Origin of the sequence: Leptospira ainlahdjerensis (assembly GCF_016919175.1) — a bacterium.
In the GTDB taxonomy this organism is placed as follows: domain Bacteria; phylum Spirochaetota; class Leptospiria; order Leptospirales; family Leptospiraceae; genus Leptospira; species Leptospira ainlahdjerensis.
Genome location: NZ_JAFFPU010000076.1, coordinates 15302 through 39701 on the forward strand (window position 1 = coordinate 15302; position 24400 = coordinate 39701).

At 42.0% G+C, this 24400-nt stretch carries 25 protein-coding genes; 11 read left to right on the top strand and 14 right to left on the bottom strand.

What is annotated here, in order from left to right; all coding sequences use genetic code 11:
* Positions 1 to 38: 38 nt before the first annotated feature.
* From JWG45_RS20890 to JWG45_RS20905, 4 genes are all read right to left on the bottom strand, one after another.
* Positions 39 to 3308 carry an efflux RND transporter permease subunit gene (locus JWG45_RS20890; protein ID WP_205281542.1) on the bottom strand — a complete coding sequence of 1090 codons (3270 nt, stop codon included), beginning with the start codon at positions 3306 to 3308 and terminating at the stop codon, positions 39 to 41.
* A gap of 1 nt (position 3309) precedes the next feature.
* Positions 3310 to 3510, bottom strand: a complete 201-nt coding sequence (locus JWG45_RS20895) for a hypothetical protein (protein WP_205281543.1) — start codon at positions 3508 to 3510, stop codon at positions 3310 to 3312.
* A 362-nt stretch (positions 3511 to 3872) separates the two neighbouring features.
* Positions 3873 to 4562, bottom strand: coding sequence for an Lcl C-terminal domain-containing protein (locus JWG45_RS20900; RefSeq protein ID WP_205281544.1), 690 nt, complete (start codon positions 4560 to 4562; stop codon positions 3873 to 3875).
* A gap of 15 nt (positions 4563 to 4577) precedes the next feature.
* Positions 4578 to 5309 carry an LIC_13076 family protein gene (locus JWG45_RS20905; RefSeq protein WP_205281545.1) on the bottom strand — a complete coding sequence of 244 codons (732 nt, stop codon included), beginning with the start codon at positions 5307 to 5309 and terminating at the stop codon, positions 4578 to 4580.
* A 200-nt stretch (positions 5310 to 5509) separates the two neighbouring features.
* Between JWG45_RS20905 and JWG45_RS20910 the strand changes: the two genes are divergently transcribed.
* From JWG45_RS20910 to JWG45_RS20925, 4 genes are all read left to right on the top strand, one after another.
* Positions 5510 to 6493: a YheT family hydrolase gene (locus JWG45_RS20910; protein WP_205281546.1), complete on the top strand. Its 984-nt coding sequence runs from the start codon at positions 5510 to 5512 to the stop codon at positions 6491 to 6493.
* Between the two features lie 133 nt (positions 6494 to 6626).
* Entirely contained in the window at positions 6627 to 7121 is a 495-nt protein-coding gene (locus JWG45_RS22645) for a DUF1564 family protein (RefSeq protein ID WP_205281547.1), read from the top strand.
* Positions 7122 to 7643: 522 nt separating this feature from the next.
* Positions 7644 to 8855, top strand: coding sequence for an acetyl-CoA C-acetyltransferase (locus JWG45_RS20920; RefSeq protein WP_205281590.1), 1212 nt, complete (start codon positions 7644 to 7646; stop codon positions 8853 to 8855).
* A 212-nt stretch (positions 8856 to 9067) separates the two neighbouring features.
* Positions 9068 to 9988: a hypothetical protein gene (locus JWG45_RS20925; RefSeq protein ID WP_205281548.1), complete on the top strand. Its 921-nt coding sequence runs from the start codon at positions 9068 to 9070 to the stop codon at positions 9986 to 9988.
* 278 nt (positions 9989 to 10266) lie between these two features.
* Here the strand turns inward: JWG45_RS20925 and JWG45_RS20930 are convergent, their stop codons facing one another.
* The 3 genes from JWG45_RS20930 to JWG45_RS20940 form a co-directional block, all read right to left on the bottom strand.
* On the bottom strand, positions 10267 to 11469 hold the full coding sequence (locus JWG45_RS20930; protein ID WP_205281549.1) for an acyltransferase family protein: 1203 nt from the start codon (positions 11467 to 11469) through the stop codon (positions 10267 to 10269).
* A 78-nt stretch (positions 11470 to 11547) separates the two neighbouring features.
* On the bottom strand, positions 11548 to 11775 hold the full coding sequence (locus tag JWG45_RS20935; protein ID WP_205281550.1) for a hypothetical protein: 228 nt from the start codon (positions 11773 to 11775) through the stop codon (positions 11548 to 11550).
* A 33-nt stretch (positions 11776 to 11808) separates the two neighbouring features.
* Positions 11809 to 12828 (bottom strand): DUF2804 domain-containing protein, encoded by a 1020-nt coding sequence (locus JWG45_RS20940; protein WP_205281551.1) that lies wholly within the window; start codon positions 12826 to 12828, stop codon positions 11809 to 11811.
* A gap of 126 nt (positions 12829 to 12954) precedes the next feature.
* Between JWG45_RS20940 and JWG45_RS20945 the strand changes: the two genes are divergently transcribed.
* On the top strand, positions 12955 to 13839 hold the full coding sequence (locus tag JWG45_RS20945; protein ID WP_205281552.1) for an LIC_13029 family protein: 885 nt from the start codon (positions 12955 to 12957) through the stop codon (positions 13837 to 13839).
* A 49-nt stretch (positions 13840 to 13888) separates the two neighbouring features.
* Here JWG45_RS20945 and JWG45_RS20950 read toward each other — a convergent pair whose 3' ends face one another.
* Complete coding sequence (locus tag JWG45_RS20950) at positions 13889 to 14479, bottom strand: hypothetical protein (protein ID WP_205281553.1); 591 nt, start codon at positions 14477 to 14479, stop codon at positions 13889 to 13891.
* Between the two features lie 132 nt (positions 14480 to 14611).
* Here JWG45_RS20950 and JWG45_RS20955 point away from each other — a divergent pair, with 132 nt between their 5' ends.
* Positions 14612 to 15442 (top strand): aldo/keto reductase, encoded by an 831-nt coding sequence (locus JWG45_RS20955; protein ID WP_205281554.1) that lies wholly within the window; start codon positions 14612 to 14614, stop codon positions 15440 to 15442.
* Positions 15443 to 15447: 5 nt separating this feature from the next.
* On the opposite strand, the gene truD is transcribed toward JWG45_RS20955, so the two are convergent.
* A complete protein-coding gene (gene truD / locus JWG45_RS20960; protein ID WP_205281591.1) occupies positions 15448 to 16680 on the bottom strand; it encodes a tRNA pseudouridine(13) synthase TruD in 1233 nt (410 codons plus the stop codon).
* A gap of 93 nt (positions 16681 to 16773) precedes the next feature.
* Between truD and JWG45_RS20965 the strand changes: the two genes are divergently transcribed.
* Together JWG45_RS20965 and JWG45_RS20970 are read left to right on the top strand one after the other, a co-directional pair.
* Positions 16774 to 17223 carry a MarR family winged helix-turn-helix transcriptional regulator gene (locus JWG45_RS20965; protein ID WP_205281592.1) on the top strand — a complete coding sequence of 150 codons (450 nt, stop codon included), beginning with the start codon at positions 16774 to 16776 and terminating at the stop codon, positions 17221 to 17223.
* 201 nt (positions 17224 to 17424) lie between these two features.
* Positions 17425 to 17868 (top strand): DoxX family protein, encoded by a 444-nt coding sequence (locus JWG45_RS20970; RefSeq protein WP_205281555.1) that lies wholly within the window; start codon positions 17425 to 17427, stop codon positions 17866 to 17868.
* A gap of 77 nt (positions 17869 to 17945) precedes the next feature.
* On the opposite strand, the gene JWG45_RS20975 is transcribed toward JWG45_RS20970, so the two are convergent.
* Complete coding sequence (locus tag JWG45_RS20975; RefSeq protein ID WP_205281556.1) at positions 17946 to 19667, bottom strand: GMC family oxidoreductase; 1722 nt, start codon at positions 19665 to 19667, stop codon at positions 17946 to 17948.
* A 111-nt stretch (positions 19668 to 19778) separates the two neighbouring features.
* On the opposite strand from JWG45_RS20975, the gene JWG45_RS20980 reads away from it, so the two are divergent.
* Both JWG45_RS20980 and JWG45_RS20985 read left to right on the top strand, forming a co-directional pair.
* A complete protein-coding gene (locus JWG45_RS20980) occupies positions 19779 to 20057 on the top strand; it encodes a GNAT family N-acetyltransferase (RefSeq protein WP_205281557.1) in 279 nt (92 codons plus the stop codon).
* Entirely contained in the window at positions 20054 to 20389 is a 336-nt protein-coding gene (locus tag JWG45_RS20985) for a VOC family protein (protein WP_205281558.1), read from the top strand. Before JWG45_RS20980 ends, JWG45_RS20985 begins: the two co-directional genes overlap by 4 nt.
* On the opposite strand, the gene JWG45_RS20990 is transcribed toward JWG45_RS20985, so the two are convergent.
* From JWG45_RS20990 to JWG45_RS21005, 4 genes are all read right to left on the bottom strand, one after another.
* The gene (locus JWG45_RS20990; protein ID WP_205281559.1) at positions 20365 to 21621 is read right to left on the bottom strand and encodes a BaiN/RdsA family NAD(P)/FAD-dependent oxidoreductase; all 1257 of its coding nucleotides are present in this window, start codon (positions 21619 to 21621) and stop codon (positions 20365 to 20367) included. The genes JWG45_RS20985 and JWG45_RS20990 overlap by 25 nt on opposite strands.
* Positions 21622 to 21821: 200 nt before the next feature.
* A complete protein-coding gene (locus JWG45_RS20995; protein ID WP_205281560.1) occupies positions 21822 to 22250 on the bottom strand; it encodes a DoxX family protein in 429 nt (142 codons plus the stop codon).
* A gap of 94 nt (positions 22251 to 22344) precedes the next feature.
* Entirely contained in the window at positions 22345 to 22842 is a 498-nt protein-coding gene (locus JWG45_RS21000; protein WP_205281561.1) for an OmpA family protein, read from the bottom strand.
* Positions 22843 to 22920: 78 nt separating this feature from the next.
* A complete protein-coding gene (locus JWG45_RS21005) occupies positions 22921 to 23805 on the bottom strand; it encodes a pirin family protein (RefSeq protein WP_205281562.1) in 885 nt (294 codons plus the stop codon).
* A 71-nt stretch (positions 23806 to 23876) separates the two neighbouring features.
* Between JWG45_RS21005 and JWG45_RS21010 the strand changes: the two genes are divergently transcribed.
* The gene (locus tag JWG45_RS21010) at positions 23877 to 24347 is read left to right on the top strand and encodes an LIC13081 family protein (RefSeq protein ID WP_205281563.1); all 471 of its coding nucleotides are present in this window, start codon (positions 23877 to 23879) and stop codon (positions 24345 to 24347) included.
* The last annotated feature ends 53 nt before the right edge of the window (positions 24348 to 24400 follow it).

Sequence of the window (24400 nt, forward strand, 5' to 3'; positions counted from 1 at the left end):
TGTAAACGCCATTTCTCGAATTCTCGGGGCTTTGATTCTTATACATCCGGATTCGGAGAATTTCTTCTCACGAATTGGTTCAACTTCTCAATGTAAGAAAAGGCCGCCGGAACCACTACCAGAGTTAGGATCGTGGAAGATATCAATCCTCCGATGATCGCAACTCCCATACTCGTTCTCTGACGAGAAGCTTCGTTCAGTCCGATCGCAATCGGAAGCATCCCGGCCACTAAGGCAAAGGAAGTCATAAGAATCGGTCGAAGTCTTTCTCTTCCGGCTTCCACGATCGCTTCTTTCATATCCATTCCCTTCTGCAAGAGTTGATTTGTAAAATCCACAAGAAGAATCGAATTCTTCGTCGCGACCCCGATCAACATGATGAGCCCGATCATGGAAAAAATATCCAATGATTTTTGAGTTAGAAAGAGCGCGATAAACGCTCCACAAAGCGCAAGAGGTAATACGAGCATGATCGCGATCGGTGTGATAAAACTTTCATAAAGAGAAGCAAGAACCATATAGATAAACAGTACTCCAAGCCCCATCGCGATCGCCATCGAAGTTCCCATCTCTTTGAAACTTTCAGCTTGTCCCGTATAACCGATCTTAACGCCGGCCGGTAGAGGAAGTTCGGTTTGTGTGATCTTTGCGACCTCTTCCATCGCTCCTCCCATTCCGGAGCCTTGGGGGTTGACGTCGGCGTAGATTTCAACGGACTTGTTTCGATTGAGACGGTTGATCGTCGCGAGCCCTGTGGTTTCTTCCGCCTTTGCAACGTTTTGAATCGGGATGAGTCGATTGTTGAAGTTCGGAACGAAGGAGCTATAAAAGTTTTCTTTGAGATCTCTCTGACCTTCTTTCAAACGAACGCGAATATCGTATTCCACTCCGTTCTCTCTGTAAACCGCGGGGGTCGTTCCTTCCACAAGAGTTCGAAGTTCGGTTCCGATGACGGTTCCGGGAACACCGAGAAGCACTTCCATCTGACGATTCGGAATCACCCTAAACTCGGGAGCTCCGGTTCGATAACTCGTATCGACGTCCAGAAGCGCCGGAGATTTTTGAAGACGTGCAAAAAGTTTTTTTGCATAGTCTTCCACAACTTCTCCTTTTTGCCCGCTTACGATCAGGGTAAAAGGTCGTTGTCCCCCTCCTACATTGTCGATATCTTTGACGATCGGATTCGCATAAGCGAAGATACTCAATTCTTTCCGAAGGAATTCTTTAAACTGCGTTGTGTTCATCTTGCGTTGTTTTGAAGGAACCATCTCAACGAACATATTCGTGTTTCGATTGGTATTAAACATCGCTACGAGTTTAATCTCTTTGTAAGAACGGATCTTTTGATCCACTTCCTGTGCGACTAACGCCATCTTTGCGACCGAAGTACCCGGAGGCATGTCCAGAGTTACCGAGAACTTACCTTCATCCTGTGCCGGAAGAAAGGTCTTCGGAATAAATTTGGTAAGACCCAAACTTACGATAAAAATCAAAACCGCACCCGAAAGAATCAAGATCGGTCGTTTTAGAGTAAATCTTAGAACGGACGCGTATCGATCCTCCAGCCAAGACTGAAATACATTAAAAATGCTTAAAATAGAATCGAGTCCCGTTTCAAGCTTACCAAGAAAGCCGAGGATCGGAGAAAAAATTCCAACAATCCATCCCTTGCTGATCTTATTCTGAGAACGAATTTTAGAATACGCGATTTCTTCCAGAGTAGTGGTCGCGACGCTCGTCTTTCCTTTTTTCTTACCCTTTTCGATCTGAGTCATAATCTCGGGAACTGATTCCGAAGCGGAAGAAGAATGTCCGTGATTTCCGATCTTTCCTCCGAAATAAGCGGACAACATTGGAGCGATGGTTAACGCATCGTAAAGAGAAATGAGAAGCGCGAAACAAACTGTGAGACCGAATTCTCTCAAGAACTGACCGACGACCCCGCTGATGAACGCGATCGGCATAAAGACTGCGATGACGGTCATCGTGGTAGCGACCACGGCGAGAGTTACTTCTTTGGTGCCTTCGATCGAAGCTTCTCTTGCGGTTTTACCCATTTCTCTATGTCTAAAAATATTTTCTCGGACTACGATCGCGTCGTCGATGAGAAGACCGACGGCCAGACTCAATGCAAGAAGAGTCATGATGTTTACCGTAAACCCCGCGATCGCCATAAGAATAAATGCGCCGAGAAGAGAGTTCGGTAACGCAAGACCGGTAATCAAAGTGGAACGGACGCTTCCTAAGAACAATAATACGACAATGATCGTAAGAATGATTCCTATGATGATCGTTTCTTTCACGTCATAGATATTGTTATCGATCGTGATGGAAGAATCGTTTGCGGTCGTGAGCTCAGGAGCCCCGTTTCTTTTGGCGAGATCGACGTTGATTTCGGAAACTCTCTTCTTTACAGCCTGAGCTACTGCGACCGTGTTGGAACCTGACTGTTTATAGACGAGGAGAAAGACCGCCTTCTTTCCGTTAAAGTATGCTCGGGAAGTTTCGTCTTCGACCGTATCTTTTACTTCACCGAGTTGACCGATTCTTATAGGAACTTCGTTTCCAAAAAGTGATATCGGAGTGTCTCTGATTTCTTGAGGAGAATGAAATTCATTGATCGTTCTATAGACGAGTTCTTTGTCGGTCTTGCTGACCTTTCCGGCCGGAATGTTCATTCCTCCCGATGCGAGACGATTGGAAACAACAGATGCGGGAATCATGTGCTCTTTCAACTTCTGACGATCCAATTCCACGTGAATCTCCCGTTTTCTTCCTCCGTAGATGTTTACGTTTCCTACGTCTTTGGTTGTTAGGAGAATTTGTTTGATTTCTTCGTTTGCGATATCGTAGAGTTCGGCTTCCGGAAGTTCGGCTTTGAGGGCGATGATAAGAATCGGTTGATCTGCGGGATCGATTCTTCGAATGACGGGTTCTTTGGCGTCATCGGGAAGTTTCGGTTTTACGCTGGAGACCTTATCTCGAACTTGTTGTTCCGCATATTTTACATCGGTTTCAAGAGTAAACTCCACGACGACGGTTCCCACTCCTTCGTTACAGATGGACTTTACTCTTTTTACTCCGGAAATTGTCGAGAGTTCGTCTTCAACGGGTTTCGCAATGAGAGTTTCGATTTCGTTGGGCGCCGCTCCCGGATAAGGAACCGTCACGGTCACAACCGGAATCGTGATGTTCGGGAATAAGTCCACTCCTAACTTGTTCAGAGAAAGATATCCCGCCACAAGAATCAGCAAAACAGTACAGGTTATAAAAATGGGTCTCTTGATCGAGAGTGAGGCAAAATTCATATTAGGAAACTCCTATCGGTATTGTATAAGTTCTGAAAGTATCAAAAACGAAATGATCCGTTTGTTCGGACTGCTTTAGAATTTCCTTCAGTTCCATCGTCTTTACGATCCCATCTTCACTCATAGAAGCGAGAACGTGTTGTTTTAAAAGAAGGATTCTTTGTATTTTAGAATATTTTATTTTTCTAATATTTTTTGTCAAAAAGGTGAATCCCTTCTGAACCGGTTTTTGTTGGAATCCCAGAACTTCCGAGAATTCAAGTTTTGCTCTCGGACAAGACGAGGATTCGTCAAGACGGAAAGATTTGGATGGAGAGATCTCGAAGAAGAAGCTTATCGTGAGGAAGAGAGAAAGGATATAAGGAGGAGTGCGGGAACTCTTCGGTTTTTGGGGGAGAGTTCGAGCTGGACCAGAAACAAAGAAAGTATATTTTGTTTCCATATTGGAAACAATTTTTGACTATTTTGTTTATAGTCAAGATAAATACACTCAAGGACCAAAGATTTTCAGTGAAAAAGCGGAGAGTTCCCGCGAAATCCCCGTTTCAGGGCGAAAAAAATCTCCTAAGGAGATTTCGAGACACAACGGAGATAACCCGAGGAATTCTTACCGGCCGTCAAATTCGTAGCGCCTGTGCTAAAATTCACCTTCCAAGCAAAGGATGCATTCAAAGGATCGCTTGAACTGGACCAAAACTCGATCGGGCTATTTGTAGGGATTCCCGGAAACCAATCCGTCCGAATCGTAGGAACCTCGAAAGCGTTTCCACAGGTTTGGGTATCCGAAGAATTCTTCAAATCTGTTCCGTTTGAACATGAAACGATCGACTTTAACTCCGAATGCGTGGGAACTCTCCAAGAACCCGTTATACTCGAAGAGCTAAAACCAGCGCAGGCATCAAAAGCAGGCCCGGAAGAAAGAACCCCACCGGAAGAACCTCCATTGCATTGATTGTCCAAGGTGGAACAATAAATGGGAGCCACGGAGATCGTAGAACAGGCATTTGATGAAGAGTCAAACGTTTGCCCCAGGGAACAACGCATCCAAGTAAGTCCGGTCTGGGGGAAAAAAATAACGTCCCCCTTAATCATAGGAGCTCCCGCAAACACCAAAAGAAGACCGAGAGGGGATTCTTTTTCCTCATCGGGAGAAATGAGATCTCTAAAATAGGGATTCAAATAACATCCTGAAAAAGAAAGAAGAAGAAAAAGGTAAAAAAGAATTCTAAAAAATAGATTCTGAAAAGTGAACATAGAATTGAATCTTCCTCAGTCTTGAAAGCGGACTCTCAAAACATCCGCACGTTTAAACGTCTTTTCCTGACCCTTGAAGAAAAGTTTCACACCTTCTCCGTCAATCCGAGTTACTTTTCCTTTCACAACTTCCCCTGATTTTAAGAAGAGGACCGAAAGATTCTTAGAATTTTTGATTTCCTTTTTCCAAATTGATTCCACCTCTGCCTCTTTTTCCGAAAAGAAACGTTCTTGAAATTCGTCTTTCCAATGTTTTTCATTCTGTTTTAGGAATTCTTCCTTCCACTTTGCGTTCTCAACCTTCACCTCGGATTTTTCACCGTCAATTGGAGGAATCTGAATCGGAGAAGAATCTTTTCCATCGCAACTTTCCACTTCAATCGTCTTTCTCGTAACCGAAGCCGCGATTCCTAAAAAAACGCTCAAAAGGCCGTCCAGCCAAGAAGTTCTGAGAGTGACTTTATAAACTTGATTGGAATTCGGAAGAATCTGTCCCGAATCCAATCGATTGATCGGTAAGGAACCGAAAAGAAAATACCATTGTGTCTGCTTCAAGACCGATTTGCAGGGAGAAGAATCCGGAACCTCCGACTCGTTTCTCATTGCGTTAGACGAACTCGCGTGATCCCCTCCCTTAACTCCGTTGAAGACTATACTTTTGCAGGAAAGAAAAAAAATAAGAATTAAGAATCCAAATTTAGAATGTTTCTGAAAATAAGGGTGCAAGCGTTCGAGTAGATTCTTCACTTTGTGATGAGCTCCGACCTTTAGAAATTATAGACACTTCGTATCTTTTTTTAAGAGAGTTCTAAAGGCCAGTTTTTTTCCATTTGAAGTTCCGATTTCAAAATCAAGTTATAAATCCCGAAAACTCTGAAGATAAAAAGAATAGAATTTTGTGATCTAAAAAGGCTTTTCTGAATCATTCCAAAATAACAAATGTTCCTATGTTAGAAAATCTCAGAACCAGAAAATTCAATCCAAAAGGAATTCTAAAATATCCATTTGTACAGACTGCACTTGCATCTCTGGCTTGGAATCTTCCCAAAGAAATGCCTTTTTTAGAAAATTCGAAAAAGCTAATTCTGGATGCGGGGAAGGGGGTAAAATTAGAAGGTTCTTTGAGCAAACAATGGGATGGAAAAAGAAAAGGACTTTTGATCCTTCTTCATGGTTGGGAAGGCAGCATTAATTCAACTTATATTCTGAGAACTTCTAATCATTTCTACAATCAAGGATATGACATCTTTCGTCTGAACTACAGAGATCACGGCGATACTCACCATCTCAATCCGGCGCCATTCAATGGAAGCCTTATAGAAGAGACCTATGAAGCGGTAAGAAAGGCCTCTTTTTTTGCAGAGAGAAATGTTCCCGTTTTTATAACCAGATTTTCGTTAGGCGGAAATTTTACCCTTAGAATTGCGAGAGTCCATTCTCAAACCGAGAAAAAAATAAATCAACTTAAACACTGCATTGCAATTTCCCCTGCCATTCATCCTAAGGATGCTACCGCTTTGATGGATAGAAAATTAATCATCGGTCGCTATTTTCTTAAGAAGTGGAAGCAATCGATCGAAAAAAAGAAGCTTCATTTTCCTACAAGTGTTCCTTATGAAAAAATTCTAAAAGAAAAATCCGTGATGAAAATGACGGAACAATTCATCGAGTCTTCCGATGATTTTCGAGATTTAGACCATTACTTTGGGACATATACTTTAGGAGAGCGGGAACTCTCCGAGATACTAACACCGACTACAATCGTCACTTCTAAAGATGATCCGATCATTCGGGGAGAAAGTTTTCTCTCCCTTCATCCTAACCGAAATGTGAGAATCTCAATCCAGGATTTCGGTGGCCATAACGGTTTTCTTGAAGATTGGAAAGGTTCTTGCTGGTATTTTAAAGTTTTAGAGGAGATTTTTTCTTAAAATTGGAGAGTTGTGGGAACTCCGCACCTTTCCTTTTTAAGAAAGAACTCTATAGATTAAAAAAAAATAAGTTTTTAAAAAAAAAGATCAAATTGCCACTCTTCCAAAACACTCGAAAGAACTGTAAAATGATGTGAGGGGAATCAAAAATCTTGACAAAAACGCAACGAGTTCCTTTTTAAAAGGACCAAAGATTACTTGCAGCCTTTTGATTCCTTCTGAGTTGATAAGAAAACTATCACAATCCGAAAGAAAAAACCTTGGAAAGAATATTGATTTTTTATTAAAACGTTACGGGAAAAAATTTAGAATTAATCAAAAAATTAATCAAAACGCCCTAACAATCAAATATCAAAAAGCAGGAAATTCTTTGATAAAGATAAACTCGAGAATTTTACCTGAGGAATGGGCGACGCTAAGTATATTAGCTTCCGCTCATGGAATTTCAAGGTGCTTTCTTTATTGCATTCTACTTCAGATTTTCATTTCTGATCGATCTAAGGCCTATTCGAAAATGCATCCATATATCCCATCTCTCAAAATAGAATCTTTTATTTGGTCAATGGATCTAAAAACGAAAACGATAAAAAGAATTTTTTATCAGGAAAATTCATTCGATTTCTTATAACAAATTTCCTCATTACGAGATTTCTCTTTTACTTTGTAGATTCTCACTTTATGCGTTAGACTCTTTTTGCTACTGACTTCCTAATATTCTCGCCAAGCTCCAATTTTTGTGAAAACTTTTTTCCATCTCGAAGTTGTCTTTTTTATTGATCGGTAAGATTTGCCACCTTTGTGAGATCAGGATCCTATAATATAGAATCTTTCGAGAAGAGTTCCCGCGAAAATCACTCTATTACGGACCAAACCTGCCGCAGGGATGCGAAGGGCTTGGTCCGTAAGGACCGAGCGGGTCTCCGCGAGCCCGAAGCAAGCCCGACCCTCCTGCGCCTAACTCCGAATCGCGTTCATTACCGTAGAATTCGCAGGAGGGTGCGGCCCAATCCCCTCCCTTCCACGAGAGTTCACACGCAAAAAGAATTGCAAACTCCTCCCCATTCCCAAAATAGAAACTGGAACACTCAAATTCACTAAACAGTTGTTCAATTCAATCGAAAAGGGAATGAATTCACAACGAGGTAAAAAAATGTCAAACGCCTATGTAATCGATGCCGTTCGAACTCCAAGAGGAAAAGGGAAAAAAAGAGGAACTCTTGCTTCCATTCATCCGCAAGAACTTTCCGCCGCAACCTTAAATGCTATCCAAGAAAGAAACGGAATCAAACCGGAAATTGTAGAAGAAGTCGTAATGGGATGTGTATCTCAAGTTGACGATCAAGCGGCATGTATCGCGCGTTATGCGGTCATGGCGGCGCTCTGGCCGAATTCGGTTCCGGGATATACTGTGAATCGCTTCTGCGGTTCAGGACTCCAAGCGGTAAACAACGCGGCCAATCACGTTCAATCCGGTTCCATGCAAGTGGCGTTAGGCGGCGGAGTTGAATCCATGTCCCGAGTGAAGATGGGAGCGGATATGGGCGGAAGAGATTTCAATGTAGGAAATCCTAATATTCAAAAACACTATAACTTAGTGCCTCAAGGAATCTCTGCGGACCTTATCGCGACTAAATTCGGAATTTCCCGCGAAGAAGCGGATCGTTTTGCAGAGTCTTCTCAAATCAAAGCTGAAAACGCGATTAAATCTGGTTATTTCAAAAAATCAATCATTCCCGTAAGAACCGAAGACGGAACGATCGTTGATAGCGACGAGAACCCTCGTATCGAATCCACTTTCGAATGGCTCTCGGAACTCGGTCCGGTTTTTAAAACGATCGGAGAGAAAGAGTTGGATGCAATCGCTCTGAAATCCTATCCAGAAATTTCTAAGATCAATCATATCCATACTTTAGGAAATTCTTCGGGAATCGTGGACGGCGCCGCGTCCGTCCTTATCGCTTCCGACGAAGGAATCAAAAAATACGGACTCAAACCTCGGGCTCGCATCGTAGCAATGGCTTCTACAGGTGAAGATCCAACGATCATGCTTACCGGCCCGGTTTCCGCTTCTAAAAAGGCTCTCGCGATGGCGGGACTCAAAGCGGAAGACATCGATCTTTGGGAAATCAATGAAGCGTTCGCCTCCGTCGTGCTCTACACGCAAAAATCTCTCGGAATCCCTTCCGAAAAGATCAACGTCAATGGAGGAGCAATCGCATTAGGTCACCCTCTTGGAGCAACCGGAGCGATTCTTCTTGGAACTGCGTTAGACGAACTGGAGCGTAGGCAACAACGTTATGCGCTCATGACGCTCTGTATCGGCGGCGGCATGGGAATCGCTACCATTATAGAAAGAATCTAACAGCGATTAAACCCCAAGCGGCCTTTCGCTTGGGGTTCTTGACCCATTCTCCCCTTCATTCCCAATCCTTTGTATTTCATTCCTCTTTTTTTTGACAAATTAATCTTATTTTTTTGAAAAAATAGGCAAGAAATTCCTTCCACCAGGTTATAAATTTCAGAAAGAAAAAGCATCCGTCAGACACAAATTTCTCGGAGGCATGGAACAAAACGATGGAAGATATTACATTAGCACAAATCGTCCTGGAAAAGATTAAGAAGGAAAACGAGAATCATCAACTGCCGACTAACACGGATTTGTTTTATCATTTCCGCTCCACTCTCAATCTCTCTGAAAGGAAAATCTCCAAAATCCTAAGCTTCCTCAAAGAGTCGAATTGTATCTTTATTCTAAATCTAAAAAAACAAAATCCTAACTTTTCCGTCCCTGGTCTCGACGCTTATGTAATTTCCGACGCATATTTAATCGACGCTCTCTTTTCTAAATATCAGAAAAATCTCGAACTCCAATACAATGCGATGTATCGTAAATCTCTCGGTTACCAGCAGATTCTGGCAAAGGTCTTGGATGAAATTTCGACGATTCAAAATCAGACAGTCCTCGAACTTTTCTCTTTTTGTATCATCTTGGAAGACATTAGAAAAATAATGAAAACCAATCCGGAACGTTATGAGGAATCTTCTCGTATCTCCGCTCTAAAAGACCTGATCCGAGAATCAGAAACCCCGCTTTCATTCAATCCGGAAAGAAATTATTCTTCGGCGGAAACGGTTTCTATTTCTACCATTTACGAACCGGAAAGTCAGGAAGAAAAATCGATCGACTTCGAATCCAAACCAAAGTTGAAAACGAAATGGGAATTGATGGCGGAACTCTACTCGGTTCCCTTCCTTCTTAGAATTCACTTTAGAAAAAAAGAATATGCAATCATTCAACAGCTTCTCCTTTCTTCTAAAATCAAAACCTCGGAGGATTTGAAGATGGTCGCGGTGAGCTGTTCCAATCTTCTTTCAAAAAATTCGCTCGAAGCCAGTCTAAGATTAGAACTGAGCAATCTTCGCAACCTCGCGATGAAAAAGTTGCTCGAAGAAGTAAAATCTCCCATCTTCGACGATCTTCAACTCGTAATGTAAGAATTTCTTTACAAGATCGGAATCAGACGATTCCGATCTTTCGATCCTTTTTTTTAAATTTCTTCTTCCACTTTAAACATTGCTGTTCGTTCTTTATAATAGGATTCAAAAAAGAATCTGAGAACACGGATTCTAAAATTTTATTCAAGAATCGGAGGGGAAATTTAGAGGAGCTCCTACAAAAACCGCCGATTTCACAGTTTTTCTTTCTTCTCGAGATGAGCCACCTGAGTCAAAGCTTAGGAGTTCCCGCGTTTTTTCACGTTTTCGGCTAGACTTTACACCTTCCAATAGATCTTCCGTCTGTCCAATAGGCTCAAGATCCCCCACCAGAAAAGAATTTGTATCAAAGCATAACTCAGAGAAGCGTCATAGGAATTAAAAATTAAATTCAATTTCCAATAAAAGAATGTCTTAACCGGAATCGTCTTTCCGTTTTCCGCAGATATCAGCCAGAGATTGAAAATTCGCGCGACCAATCCAGAAGCCGCAAAGACAAGAATCGCATTCTTTCCAAAAACGAGAAAGGGTTGAAAGATATTCTCAAGCGGAACTCTTTGAATCGGATTCCTTCGCGCCCAAACATCCAAGGATTCAAAAAAGAATACCGACAAAAACGCAAGTCCTCCCGTAAAAACCGCGTAACTTCCCGTCCAGAGACTTTTATTCATCGGAAGAAAACGATCCCATACAAGACCGCATAACGTAAAAAGCCCCCCTAACGCCAAAAGAAGCGTGATTTTTCTCGAAGTGTTCTCTTCGTTTAACAAAATTCTTCCGCAAATCATTCCCATCAAAGAACTTGCTACCGCTCCGAAACCGCTGAAAAAACCTTCAGGATCCCATGTTTTTGAAAATTTCCAGATGTGTTTTTCGCCCAAAATTACACGATCCAGCCAGGCTCCGATATCCTTCCCCTCTTCCAGAGAAACGGAGATTGCACCCGGCGGGACAACGTTCGTTAAAATCCAAGAATGAAAAAATAAAACGAAGATCAAAAATGGAAAAATTCTTCCTTCGAAAATTTTCCAAAACGAAGAATCGGGATTCCTTCCTTCGCTCGGATCGGCGTTCGAACTCAAGAACAAATAAAAGGTTGATACGATAAAATAAACGAACGCGATTCTTTGTAAAACTCCTGGAATTCTTAAATTCTCCAAAGACCATTCTCCGAAAAAATTGAGAAAGAGTCCGATTGCAAAAAGGAGAAAACTTCGTTTTAAGATTCGAACCCAAATTCTTCCTTTAGAAGTTTCCTTCTTAGAATTCAACGCGATCGGAATGGATGCGCCTACCGCAAAAAGAAAAAAAGGAAACACTAAATCGGTCGGAGTACATCCATTCCATTTTGCGTGTTTTAGGGGAGCGTAGATAAAGGACCAGGAACCGGGATTGTTTACAAGAATCATCCCGGCCACGGTCATTCCTCGGAAAAGATCCAAGGATAGTATTCTTTTCTTTTTAACTTCTGAGTTTTCCAACGATGGAGCCTTTTTTACTTCAGGAAAATAATTCTAACCTAACTATCTTTCTTTTTCCTAGGATTTCCTAGCTGGATTTTAGGAAATGATTTTGAGTATATAATCGAGACGGATTTTTTCACCATCTTCAAGAACGGCGAACTCTTCGCGGTTCATGGAAGTAAGGTCCAGGATTCTTACGTTCTCCATCTTTCGTGGTTGAGCTTCAGAATTCTCTGAGACTTCCAAGGAAACCTTACGTTGCCTGATGACGAGTTCCTCCAGTCGATCATAAAATTCGCAGGAGACCGGGACATATACATTCATAATTCTTAATATTATTTTCTTTCCGAAAGAATTCTACCAGAGCGATCGATGAAACTCGGTAAAACCGTAGACGTTCCGAAAAGAAACTTCCTTTCCTTTTACCGGTTTGAACCTTCCTGAAAATTTTCCCACAAATTGTCTGAAATACAATTTAGAAAAAATCAGATTCATCTTATCCTTTCTTTCTCCCTCGGGAATAAAATCCAATTCCACCAGACCTTCTTCGTCGTATATCTTCCAAGGTTTGTAAGGATCTTTTTGCGAGAAATCAAAGATCAACCGGGGAACTCTTTGTCTTTCATGATTGATCCAATAGGCGTTCTCTGAAAAGAAAGATTCGTTCACGAGCGCCGCAAAGTTGGCTCCGATCGTGGTTTTATCCGGAAGAATGGAGCTGAAGGCTGCCCAATACCAATTGGTTTCCCTCCTTAGATATCCCCCGGACCAGTCATAAAGAACTGTGACTTTTTTCGGATCAAAAACGAGAGGTCGGTCTTGAAAAGATAGTTCGAGAGAACTCGGCAACAACGGCGAACACTTCTCTGTAAACGTCCAGTGGGTCGGTTCGGACGGATTCAAAACCCTCAATGGAGAATGGGTTTTCAGACCGTATTCTGCGGAAAATTTAAACCGAAGTTTTTTTCCGAGAAATGCATCCACTAAAAGTTTTCCTTTCGAGTGCGATTTCTCAATCGAAAGAAAAGACGCGCCCTTCTTAAACTGAATTTTATATTCGTCGGGGTTTGCCGGAAACTCAAGGGAACTTCCCAGATCCAATCCTTTGGTATCGAACTCGTAGAGAATTCCGTCTTTATAGTGATAAAGATAGGCGAACACGTTATACACGTAGCCGAGACTCACGGCGGCAAATCCGATCAAAAATTCCTCGGTTATGATTCCGATATAGTTGAATCTTTTAAAAGCAAAACGCTTCTTTAAACCGCTTATCTCTTTTCCAAAGAAGTCCAGAAGTTGAAATTCCTTATAATTGAATTCAACGGGACCATCGAAAACACCGTAATTGACTTTATTTTCGGAACCGATTATTTTCATCTCGATCGGGTAAATTACGGAAGAAGCATTAAAAAGCAATGTAAATATAAGTCGCTCGGCAATTTCGCTTTACTTTTCTTTTTTTCAAGTCAGCATTGGCATACCAATCGTTCCAAAAAGAAGCCCATGGCAGAAGCACAAAGCCAGAACCCTCCAAAGTCTACGAATCTTGACGAGTCAGATCTTAAGATTCTCAAATCGAAAAAAACTTCCCGCGAACTTTCAGTTCTTCTCTACCGAGTCCTTTATAGGACCGACGAGGTCAGACAAGGCGCAGTTAAGGTTCTTAAGGAAACTTTTTTGAGAACCCATACCAATCATCCGGAACTCTTTCCGATCCTGGATCGGACGAAGTTTACAAAGGATATGGTGAACCTTTATAAAACTACTTCTACACTTTCTCCGGAAAAATTAGAGATGTTTTTTAGTGGGGTCCACGCTTCCTTTCAAAACGAAATCCGTTATTTCGTAGGAAAGTCTACGCAGTTCTCTTTTGATATCATCTTTCTCGTAATCGAAACGATCTTAAACGAGATGAATCTTCCCGAAAACGAAAGAAGCGTGAACATGAAAGACAGGGAAAGTATCCTTAAGAATTTCAAGGCCTACAACGATCTTTCGAAAATATTCAATAAAATAGGAAACACGAAAGTTGTCATCGACAAGAAGGACGAAATCATCACCGAGATCTCGATCCTTCACAAAGATATTACGATCACTTCCATAGAAAGTATGTTCCGGCACATTTTGGCCCAACTCCTTCTTTCCAAAAAATACAACTGCGGAAATTTAATCGAAAAATGGGCGCAAGAATATGGGATGGAAGACAACGCCTCTTCTATGAAACGAGTGATCGTTGAGGCGACACCCCTTACGGAGTTCAGAGTCCAATTTACGAATGCGGTTAAGATTCTAAAGGACGAAAACGAATTGGATCTGATGTTCTTAAGAACTCTCGCGAACTACTACGCGTCTTGGGTGACGCAGGTTTCCGAACAGATTCCTTCCTAATCTTAGAATATTCGTAATTTAGAATATTCTAAGATTCCAAGAAGAATTTCTAACTCAGCCTTTTTATTGAAACACCGAGAGAATAAACTGCGATCGCAAGAACGATGTGAAAGATATCCACATTTAAGATCGGTCCTCTGGATCCCGTCGTCCCGATCACAAGCCCCGCAAGAATAAAAAGAATCGCTCCTAAAATTCCGTACAATGCCGGAACTTTTGTCGCGCCCGAATTTTTTCGGATACAGGCGAAGATTGCGGTTACCATCGCGATCCCTCCCAAAACTGTGGATAAGAGCGGAAACACGAAGACGTAAGAAAAAACGATGTAAACAAGAAGAAGAATTCCCGCGATCGGATAAAGAAGTTTCTTCTCCAACTTCCGAATTCCAAGATGAAAGAATCCGGTTCCGATCAAAGGTACTCCCGCAAATCCAGCAACCCCCACCATAAAACGATAAAGCGGATCCATGAAAGTAATTCCGAGAAAATGAACACTCCCTAAACCGGCAGGAATTCCTATCAAAAGAAATCCGAGAAAACCCGCAGATTTAGAATAAGAGGTTGAATTTTTCAGCTGAAGTGCCGTAAAAATGGAAACGATACAGAGAATAAAATCTGAAAATACTGTACTCAATTGCATGGTGGATGATAGTTCCTACCGAAATGAAATTTGCAATTCTTTCCTTGATCAAAATCAAAAAAAGATTCCCTTTTCACTATAATTCCAACTCTATCAAAGAACTTAAACGTCAAAGTATCATAGGAATTTTATATGCCGCAAAATGCTCTCAATCAATCCGTAACTCTCAACAACGGAGTTGCAATGCCCATCTTCGGACTCGGAGTCTGGAAAACAAAATCCGGAAAAGAATGCACCGAAGCAGTTCTCTCCGCTTTGGAAGCAGGATACAGACATATTGATACCGCAAAAATTTATTCCAACGAGGAGGACGTAGGAAAGGCGATTCGAGAAAGTGGAATTCCTAGAAAGGAAATTTTTATCACCACTAAACTATGGAATGCGGATCAAGGAGCTCAAAAGACGAGAAAGGCATTGGAACAAAGTTTGGAGAAACTCGGGATCGATCAAGTGGATCTTTATCTCATTCATTTTCCTGTTACTTCCAAAAGATTGGATTCTTGGAAAGAATTGGAAAAAGCCTATCAGGATAAACTCTGCCGTGCGATCGGTGTCAGCAATTATATGATCCCTCATTTAACGGAATTGTTAAACGAATCAAATATAACTCCTGCTGTAAATCAGGTCGAGTTTCATCCTTTCTTGAATCAGATCGAACTTTTGGAATCCTGTAAAAAACATAAGATTCAACTCGAAGCCTATAGCCCGCTCGCTCACGGACAAAAAGTCGACGACGGCCAAATCGCTTCAATCGCAAAAAAATACGGAAAAACTCCCGCTCAAATCCTAATCCGCTGGGCGATCGAACAAAATATAGTCGTCATTCCGAAATCAACCCGAAAGGAAAGAATCGTGGAAAACGCGAACGTCTTTGATTTTAAAATTTCCGCGGAGGATATGAAAACCTTAAACGGCTTGGACGAGAATTTTAGGACTTGTTGGGATCCATCGGAAGTCGCTTAATAAAATTAGATTTCGGCTCTAAGCATCAATCGTTTTACGAGCATCGTCGCATATGCCCCCGAGGGAAGTCGAAAGGTTATCTTTACTTTTTTTCTTCCTGGATGCAGATCGTCGGTCTCGAATTCTTCCATCGCAAAATCCTCAGGGATAACTTTTAGATTTCTTTCGAAAGATTTCATTTTAACTTTAGAAAAGGGTGATTTTTCAAATACGGATTCTTCCAAAGATAGCCTAACAAGGACATAACTAAGAAAGTTCATTTCTTTATTTGAATATTCTAATGTTTTAATTCCCGGCGCTCCTGGAACGGGAAGATTATAATCCGGCGGAAAAGTTCGGGTCAAAGATTCTTCGGAGAAAAATAGAGAACCGGATTTTGTTTTGATCCAAACTCCGGAAGAACTTTCCGAGGAAAGAAGTTCGGAAACGAATTCATTCCAGACGAGAGATTGGAGGGAAGAAAGAAGCATCAACAATTCTTCTTCCGGAAAGAGAGAAATCGATTCGGAATATACTTTTTGTGTTAGATTTTTTTCTCTTTTCAAGAGAGAGAAGATCCGACTTTCCAATTTTGTTCCTGACAACTTCTCGCACGCGCCCCAATTTCCCCAGAGTTTTTGAAGTTCTTTCTTTCGATCTCGGGCTTGTTTTTTTTCACCCGGGAATGGATCCGTCAGAAGAAGTTTTAAAGAAGTTTCAGGATCTCCCTGCAAATAAGGAAAGATCGGAAGTCGGAACTCCGGATGAAAGCGGCTAAAACGTTGGGAGTCATAGTAGTTTATAAAACCGGAAATTGATACTTTTTCGAAATTTCTCCGAATCATATCCTCTTCTCTTTCAATCAGATTTCTTAACGTTAGGACAAACCGATTTCCGGCATTTGCTTCCGGGGTAAGCGGTCTCGTGCCCCGTCCGATGGTTTCGAGTTTCAAAACCGAACTCAACTCTTTTGGAACCTGAAGAATTTGTTCGGCGCTGATATGTTGGATCGTTGTCGCGTGTCGGTCTTTTTTCCCGGCGTAACCGATCTCGTTCAGGGAAACATGGGATTCTTTTGCGATTCCCTGGAGCGCGTCGAGGGTGTTCCAACCGGACTTTTTGAGTCGGAAGATCGTCCATTTTCCCGATTCTTTTAGCCAATCCGGCTTGAGGATCTCTTCTACCTGGAAGTCTTCCGGACTTTGTTTGAGTTCGTAGACCAAAAAACCGCTAAAAGGTCGTTCTGACACGATTTCCAGAATGTGGGAACTCCCCTATCGAACAATCTCGAAAAGAAAAAACTCATTGCAGAATTTACTCGTCTAAGAAATAATAGTTTAAGTTCAAAGTATATGGGAACCCACTACAAAGGAAACAAACGAGAGAAAGCGGTCTTGGATGCTTTTATCAAGCTTAGCCGTTGTTCCGACTCTATCCGCCAATTGGAGGATAAGGTTTTCACAAAGTATGGGCTCACGAACGGACAGTTCGGTTGTTTGGAAACCCTTCATCACCTGGGTCCGATGTGTCAGAAAGAAATTGGACAAAAACTTTTTTCCTGCGAAGGAAACATCACTCAGATTATCGATAATTTAGAAAAGCGAAAACTGGTCCAAAGGGTTCGAAGCGAAGAGGATCGACGTTATATCATCATTCACCTTACAACAGAAGGGAGTGAACTTGTCCAAAAGGCCTTTCCGGACCTACTTCAGAACCTGGTTCAAAAATTCGATCCCCTGACGGAAGATCGACTTCTCAACTTAGGCGATTCTCTCAAAGAGGTTGGATTTAAAATCGTATGATTTCTTTTTTATTCTTACATACTTTGAACATAAATTATTTACCATCAAATTATCGAAATCCCTCTGAGGGAGTTCCCACATTCATCTAAGACTTCGGTAAAATCCAGATCCAATGCAAAGCCCATATACTTTATATTCAAATCATTTAGCATCAAAGATTGGCTAAATATAAACTTGGAATCATTTTAGGAGGAAATTCAAATGTTTCAAAAATTTTTTAAGACCGATTCAGACTTAGGATCTCTCATTCTCAGAGTAGTAGCAGGCGTGGTCATGTTCCCACATGGCGCCCAGAAAGTTTTAGGTTGGTTCGGCGGTTACGGTTTTAGCGGAACCTTAGGTTATTTAGTCGGTTTAGGAATTCCGACCCCAATAGCGGTTCTAGTAATCTTCGGAGAATTCTTAGGAGCTCTCGGTTTGATTTTTGGATTCTTGACAAGGCTTTCGGCTCTCGGAATTGGAATCATTATGATCGGTGCGGCTTCTTTCCACATTCCCAACGGATTTTTCATCAATTGGGCCGGAAGCCAGCAAGGAGAAGGATACGAGTTTCATCTTCTTATGATCGCAATTTCCGTAGTTCTGTTTATCAAAGGTGCGGGAAAAGCTTCCATAGATTCCTTGATTGAAGAAAAACTCGATTAAGACGGAATTTCCTTCCGGATGACCGTGGACTTTGATCCACGGTTTTCCTAGAATATTCGTATATTAGAATATTCTAATTACTTCTTCTTTGATTTCGAAGTTGTTTTTTTCTTAGGGGAGATAGTTTTTGTTTTCACGAGGAGGTTCGCGATTCCCCATTTTTTTTCGAATTTAAAACTGAGAACTTCTTTATCCTTAAGAGGAACAAAAGACATGGCCCTCTCCGAAAGGGCGGTTATGGTCAAACTAGGATTCACTCCTAAATTCGCCGGAATCATAGAACCATCGCAGATTCTCAAATTTTGATAACCGAACACACGATTTTGAAGATCAACCACTCCCTCTTCCGGCGTTTCAGCAATACTACATCCGCCCAAAATATGCGCGGTCGCAGGAATATCCAGTAGAGCTTCGTTGATGCTGCTTCTCGCGACTCCATTCGTGATTTTTGCGAGTCTTCTTGCAAATTCGTTAGCAATCGGAATGTAAGTCGGAATTTTTTCTCCGGTTTCTTGCGTCGAAGAAAGCGATTTTTGAAACGGCCAAATCCATCGTCTCTTCCGAATGATTTCTATACTATTGTCGACGGTCTGCATGACCAGAAGAATGATCGTTCTTCTAGCAAATCCGATCGGATTCAAAAGACTTATGCTATGAACCGGATGTTTGAGAACCTCAATCAAAAAACGAAGTTGTCTCGGAATACTTCCGCCGCCGTCCACGATCACTCCTGCCGCGAGACCGTTCATCGCATCGGATCCGCTTGAATATCTTACGGGTTCGATATGAGTATGCTCATCAGGAAAAACACTCGATGTAATCGCAATTCCACGGGAAAGATCAGTTTTTTTATCCTTGAGAGTAACTCCGATCAAAGACTCACTGTTGGTTCTTACGATATGCCCCAGACGTTCGGAAAGTTTCGGAAGAACCCCTTCTTCCTTCATCTTCAATAAAAGTCCTAAGGTTCCCAAAACTCCGGCCGAAAGAACGACACCTTTCGTTTTATACGATCTATTTGGAGATCCGAAAAAAGAAGTGGTTCTCTCCGTTCGAAGTTCGTAACCTTCCGATCCGTCTTCGTTCAAAGGAATAAGACGACTTACCTTCGTTTCAGGAACGACCACCGCGCCCGCCTTCTCCGCAAAGTAAAGATAATTCTTATCCAACGTATTCTTTGCATTGAATCTACAGCCGACCATACAACCACCGCAGTCATTGCAGGAATTTCTTTCCGGTCCTTCTCCACCAAAGAACGGATCGACTCCACTTTTTCCGAAGTGAACTCCCACTGGAGTTTTGATAAACGAATTCTCGATCCCGAAGGTCTTAGCAGTTTCCTGCATATACTTGTCCGAATCCCAAGTTCTCGGATTTTCCACGACGCCTAACATTCTTTTTGCGAGTTCGTAAAAAGGAAGAATCGAATTTTTACCGCCCATCCTTTCAACGACGGCCTTCTTCCAAAAAGGCTCCGGCGGAACATACAACGTGTTTGCATACACGAGACTACCGCCGCCGACCCCGGCTCCGGTAAGAACCATTACGTCGTTTAAGAAGTTGATCCTTTGAATTCCGAAACAGAAAAGTTTCGGAAACCAGAGAAACTTCCGTAAATTCCAATTCGTTTTAGGAAAATCGGCGCTATTCCAACGTTTTCCGGATTCTATAACCGCGACCTTATATCCTTTTTGTGAAAGTCGGAGTGCGGAAACACTTCCTCCAAAACCGGAACCTACGACGATATAATCGAAATCATACAGTATTTCTGTCTTTTGAGAAGAGGATCCTTGTTTCATATACTTTCCTGCAGGAGTTTTTAGTGGTTTAGAATTTTTAAAATATCACAATTGAAAAGTCAAAATTCGTTTTCTCTTGATTAATTCAGTTCTCCTTCTGAAAGTTGAAGAATGAATTCTGAAGTCATTCACTCGGAAGAAGAGTTAAAATTTTATACGATTTTCGACGGCATCGAATCCCATCTTTTTTATAGGGACGAGGGAAAGGTCTGGGATTTGATTTCAACGTATGTTCCCTCAGAACTAAGAGGTAAAGGAATCGCCGCCGATCTCGTTAAAACGACATTGGACAAGGCAAGGTCTTTGAATAAAAAGATAATACCGAGCTGCTCTTACGTGGTAACCTTTTTGGAAAGACATCCCGGTTATCAGGAACTTGTCGCGAAATGATCCATCATATCGCGATCGGCACCCCAAACTTAAAGATACTCTCCGATTTTTACGCGACTCTTCCCGGACTCAAAAAAATTAAAGACCACTGGAACGAAGATAATTCTTTACGTTCAACGTGGTTTCAAGCCGGAGACACGATTCTTATGTTAGAATCGGATACGACGGTCAAGGGCCCCAAGGCCCTGATCTTTTCCGCCGCAAGTTTAGAGCCCTCTACGATCAACTGTCTCCCAAAATGGATTCAAGAAACGGAATATACGAAATACTTTAAAGACCCGGACGAAAATCTGATCGGATATTCTTCCTATCCCGACTCCTGGCCTTTTTGAATCGAAGATTGGATTCCTCGGGCGGCGATATAGGAAGTAGTCCAAGCGTTCTGAAAATTAAATCCTCCGGTGACTCCGTCCACGTCTAAAACTTCCCCCGCAAAGTAGAGCCCGGGGACAACTTTGCTTTCCATCGTTTTGAAGTTCACCTCTTTCCGGCTTACCCCGCCGCAAGTGACGAACTCATCTTTAAATTCCCCTTTTCCCAAGATCTGAAATTTTCCGTCAGTTAACTCTTCGGTCAACAAATGTAGATCTTTAGAGGATAAACCCGACCAGGCTTTGGAGGATATAGAATGAATTTCTAATATTCTTTCCCAATATCTCCTCGGAATACCCAAAATCGGAGTATTGCTTATAAGTTTAGCGGGGTGTAATTCTTTTTCCTTTTCGATTTTTTTTCTAACTTCTTCCTTCCTCATTCCTGGCAGCAGATTGACTTTCAGGATCGTGTTGTATTCTATTTCGAACAGTTCTCTCGCACCTTTTGCGGACAACTTCAGAATCGCCGGACCGCTCAAACCCCAGTGTGTAATTAACAAAGGACCGATTTGCGAATAACCGAAATCCACGAGGGAACATTCGACCTTTTCAAAAGCGAGCCCAGAAAGATCCTCGAGTCTAAGATCCGAAATTTTGAAAGTGAACAAGGAAGGAACAGGTTCCAGGATCGTATGACCCATCGCTTGTAGCCAATTCCAAGCTTTGCGGCCGGAACCGGTCGCAAAAAGAATTTTATCGAATTCTAATATTTCATCTGATTTTAATTTGATTTCGAATTTAGAATTTTTTTTCAGGGTTACGGAATGAATTTCAATTCCAGTTACGAGTTTAACTCCGACTCTTTTAGCCTCTTGAAAGAGGGTCTGAAGAATCGTTTCGGAAGAATCAGTGACTGGAAACATTCTTCCGTCGGTTTCGGTTTTTAATAACACTCCTCTTTCCTCGTACCACCGAATCGTATCCTTAGGTCCGAAGGTCTCAAATGCCCAACGGAGTTCTCTTTCACCCCTCGGGTAGTGTTTGCTCAAAAGTTCGGGATCCAGGCAATGGTGAGTAACGTTGCATCTTCCTCCTCCGGAAATTCTCACCTTGGAAAGAAATTGTTTTCCTTTTTCGAGAAGAGTAACCGAACAATTCTTTCCTTCGGCGATTTGAATCGCGCCGAAAAAACCGGCAGCGCCTCCGCCGATCACGGCGACATTTATCTGCTGTGTTGATTTCAAATTCATGGTTAGGAAGATCGTTTTGGATTTGCGGAAAAAGGTTCCGGTTTTCCATACAACAGGGCGGCGTCGATTTTGCACTCGGTATTTCGTTTTGTAAATTCAAATGGAATACCTTTGCGGAAAAAGACGCCGAACTTCAGCTTTCGGATGTTAAGCGACAAGGTAGAATGGAGATAAATATCTCCATTCTACCTTGCGCGTCATTATACGCTTTTGTGAGTTTCGATATAGTAGTCGGCCGAAATTCTTCCAGAACCGTAGAGTGAAAAGTGAAAGAGTAGAAGAAGAATCATCGCGGCGTAAGGCAGATTCGATCCCGGCGCCATAAAACCTTCCTTCCCATGAATGAACAAAACGGCTCCGATCAGAACGGGAACTTGAAGAACTGCCGCAAAACGAGTCAACAATCCGGACAGTAAAAGAATCCCGCCGCAGATATGTGCGATCACAATGTAATGAGCGAGTAACGCGGATGCCATAGGTGCGTTATTCATCTCCATCAAACGAATCAGTCCGTCCGTATTCGATAGGAACTCAAGACCTTTGTATATCAAAACTCCTCCCAGATAGATCCGCAAGAAGTCCACCAACCAATCCCGATGTTCTTGAAGCCATTGATTCCAGCGATCCATAGCTCACCTCCAGATTTTTAGGTTTGAAATTTCATCATATCCCTTTCCAAAACTTTTGCAAGGTAAGAATCGATTAAAAACGTTAAAACGAAGACTACAAAACGATCTCCCAATCAGCTCTTCTGGCCTTTTCCGGACCCATCGAACGAGGTTCGACTCCCATTCCTCGGATGAAAATAGAATCCTTAGGAAACTTCCATTTCCCGCACAAATATCTTCGAATTTTTTTTGCCCGTTCCAATGACAATCTTCGATTGGTCGCGGGGCTTCCAAAACGATCCGTCCAACCTTGAATCTTAAGATTCCACCCCTTTGTTTCTTTTAAATTTTTAGCCAAAAGATCCAAGGATTGAAAAAACTCGGATTCAATTTCGGAAGAACCGGCCCCGAAGTAGATCGAGCCGGATCGGGCGAAATTCGTTTTTTCCTCTACGATCTTTTTTTGAGAAAGGGGTCGATTTCCATTCTTAACATTCCGAACAGAGTTCGACTTTGTATCGATTCTTAAAAAAACGAATCCGTAAACCGAGGCGGCAAAAATCAAACTCGGAATCAGCCAAAACCAAAAAGAATCGGGAAATATAAAGTTCATACTTTCAAAACTCAGCGATCGTAAAGAAACGTTCCCCTTTCCAACCCGACTTCGAATTCTATATTAGAATAGAATTTTTTACGAATGTATGGTCCCCATTTTTCCGGCTTGAAAATCGTTAAAGGCCTGATAGATTTCGTCCTGAGTGTTCATAACGAACGGACCGTATCTCGCGACTGGTTCTTCCACCGGTTTTCCGCCGATCAAAAGAAATTCCCAGTTACTCGCGGAGTTTTCAGGAAGAGAAAATTTTACACTACCCTTTCCTCTTTCAAACCAAACCATGTCCCCTTCTTTTACCGGCTTTTGACCTTCTTCCGTGTGCAAAATTCCGTCTCCCGAAAACGGATACGCAAACACGTTGTATGTTTCAGGAACCGGAATCGTAATATCGGCTCCAGGTAGAAGTCGAACGTGGTAATAAAGAATCGGAATTTTGGTTTCGATGACCGCCTTGGTATCGAAGACCTCTCCAGCAATCACTCGAATTTTAGTTTTACGATCGGGCGATTCCACATCCGGAATTTTCTCCGAAGGTGTGTCCTGATAACGAGGATCGCTCATTTTTTGAGAAGAAGGAAGATTTACCCAGAGTTGAAAGCCGTGCATACGTCCGCCGTTTTTCTGAAACTCATCGGAAGGAAGTTCGGAATGAACCAAACCGGAACCCGCGGTCATCCATTGGACGTCTCCCGCTTTTAATTTTCCATAATTTCCCCAAGAATCGCGGTGTTCCATTTCACCAGTCAATAAATAAGTGACCGTTTCGAACCCCCTGTGAGGATGTTCGGGCGCACCAATTGCTTTTCCCGGCTGGTATTCTACCGGTCCCATCTCGTCTAATAACAAAAACGGATCCAGCTGAATTAAGTCTTGAACGGGGAAAGGTCTTCTTACCGGAAATCCTCCTCCCTCCATTGTTCGTAACGAAGGCCGAACCGTTTTAACTTTTCTTAGATTCATAAATCGAACTCTCCTTTTTGTCTCTGGTCACGGTGTAAATTCTTATCCATATAAAAGAATCGGATTCTACCATGATAACAACTACTGTAACTTTTTTTGTTTCATATTCTTTAGACGATACGTTCCGTTTTGTGGCGGACTTTAGAAACTTAATACGCTGGGGTGATCGAATTTCGGAAGTAAATCCGATTCCGTTTCGAACTGCAAATCTCCCCGTCTTTGAAATACTCTATTCTTTCGGGCCTATCAAACTCAAGGCAAATTATGAGGCAAAAGAATGGATTCCGAATTCAAGAATGATCATGGAGTCAGGCAATTCTTTCCTGGATTTCCGCGATATCTATACGTTTCAAAATTCCGATAAAGGAACAAAAATAACTTTTACAAATCATTCAAAACTCAAATTCCCCTATAGCTCCGGTGAACGATTTTTTGTTTCAGGCATTCGTAGCAGAATCTGTAGAGAAATGAGGCAACTTCAAAACTGTTTGTATCACTGCGATTCCAAATTCCCGAAACATTTTCACGTGATTCGAAATTAGAAGTTGTTCGAAATTACTCTTGCATTAATTTATTTTTTAAAAAAGAATATGAT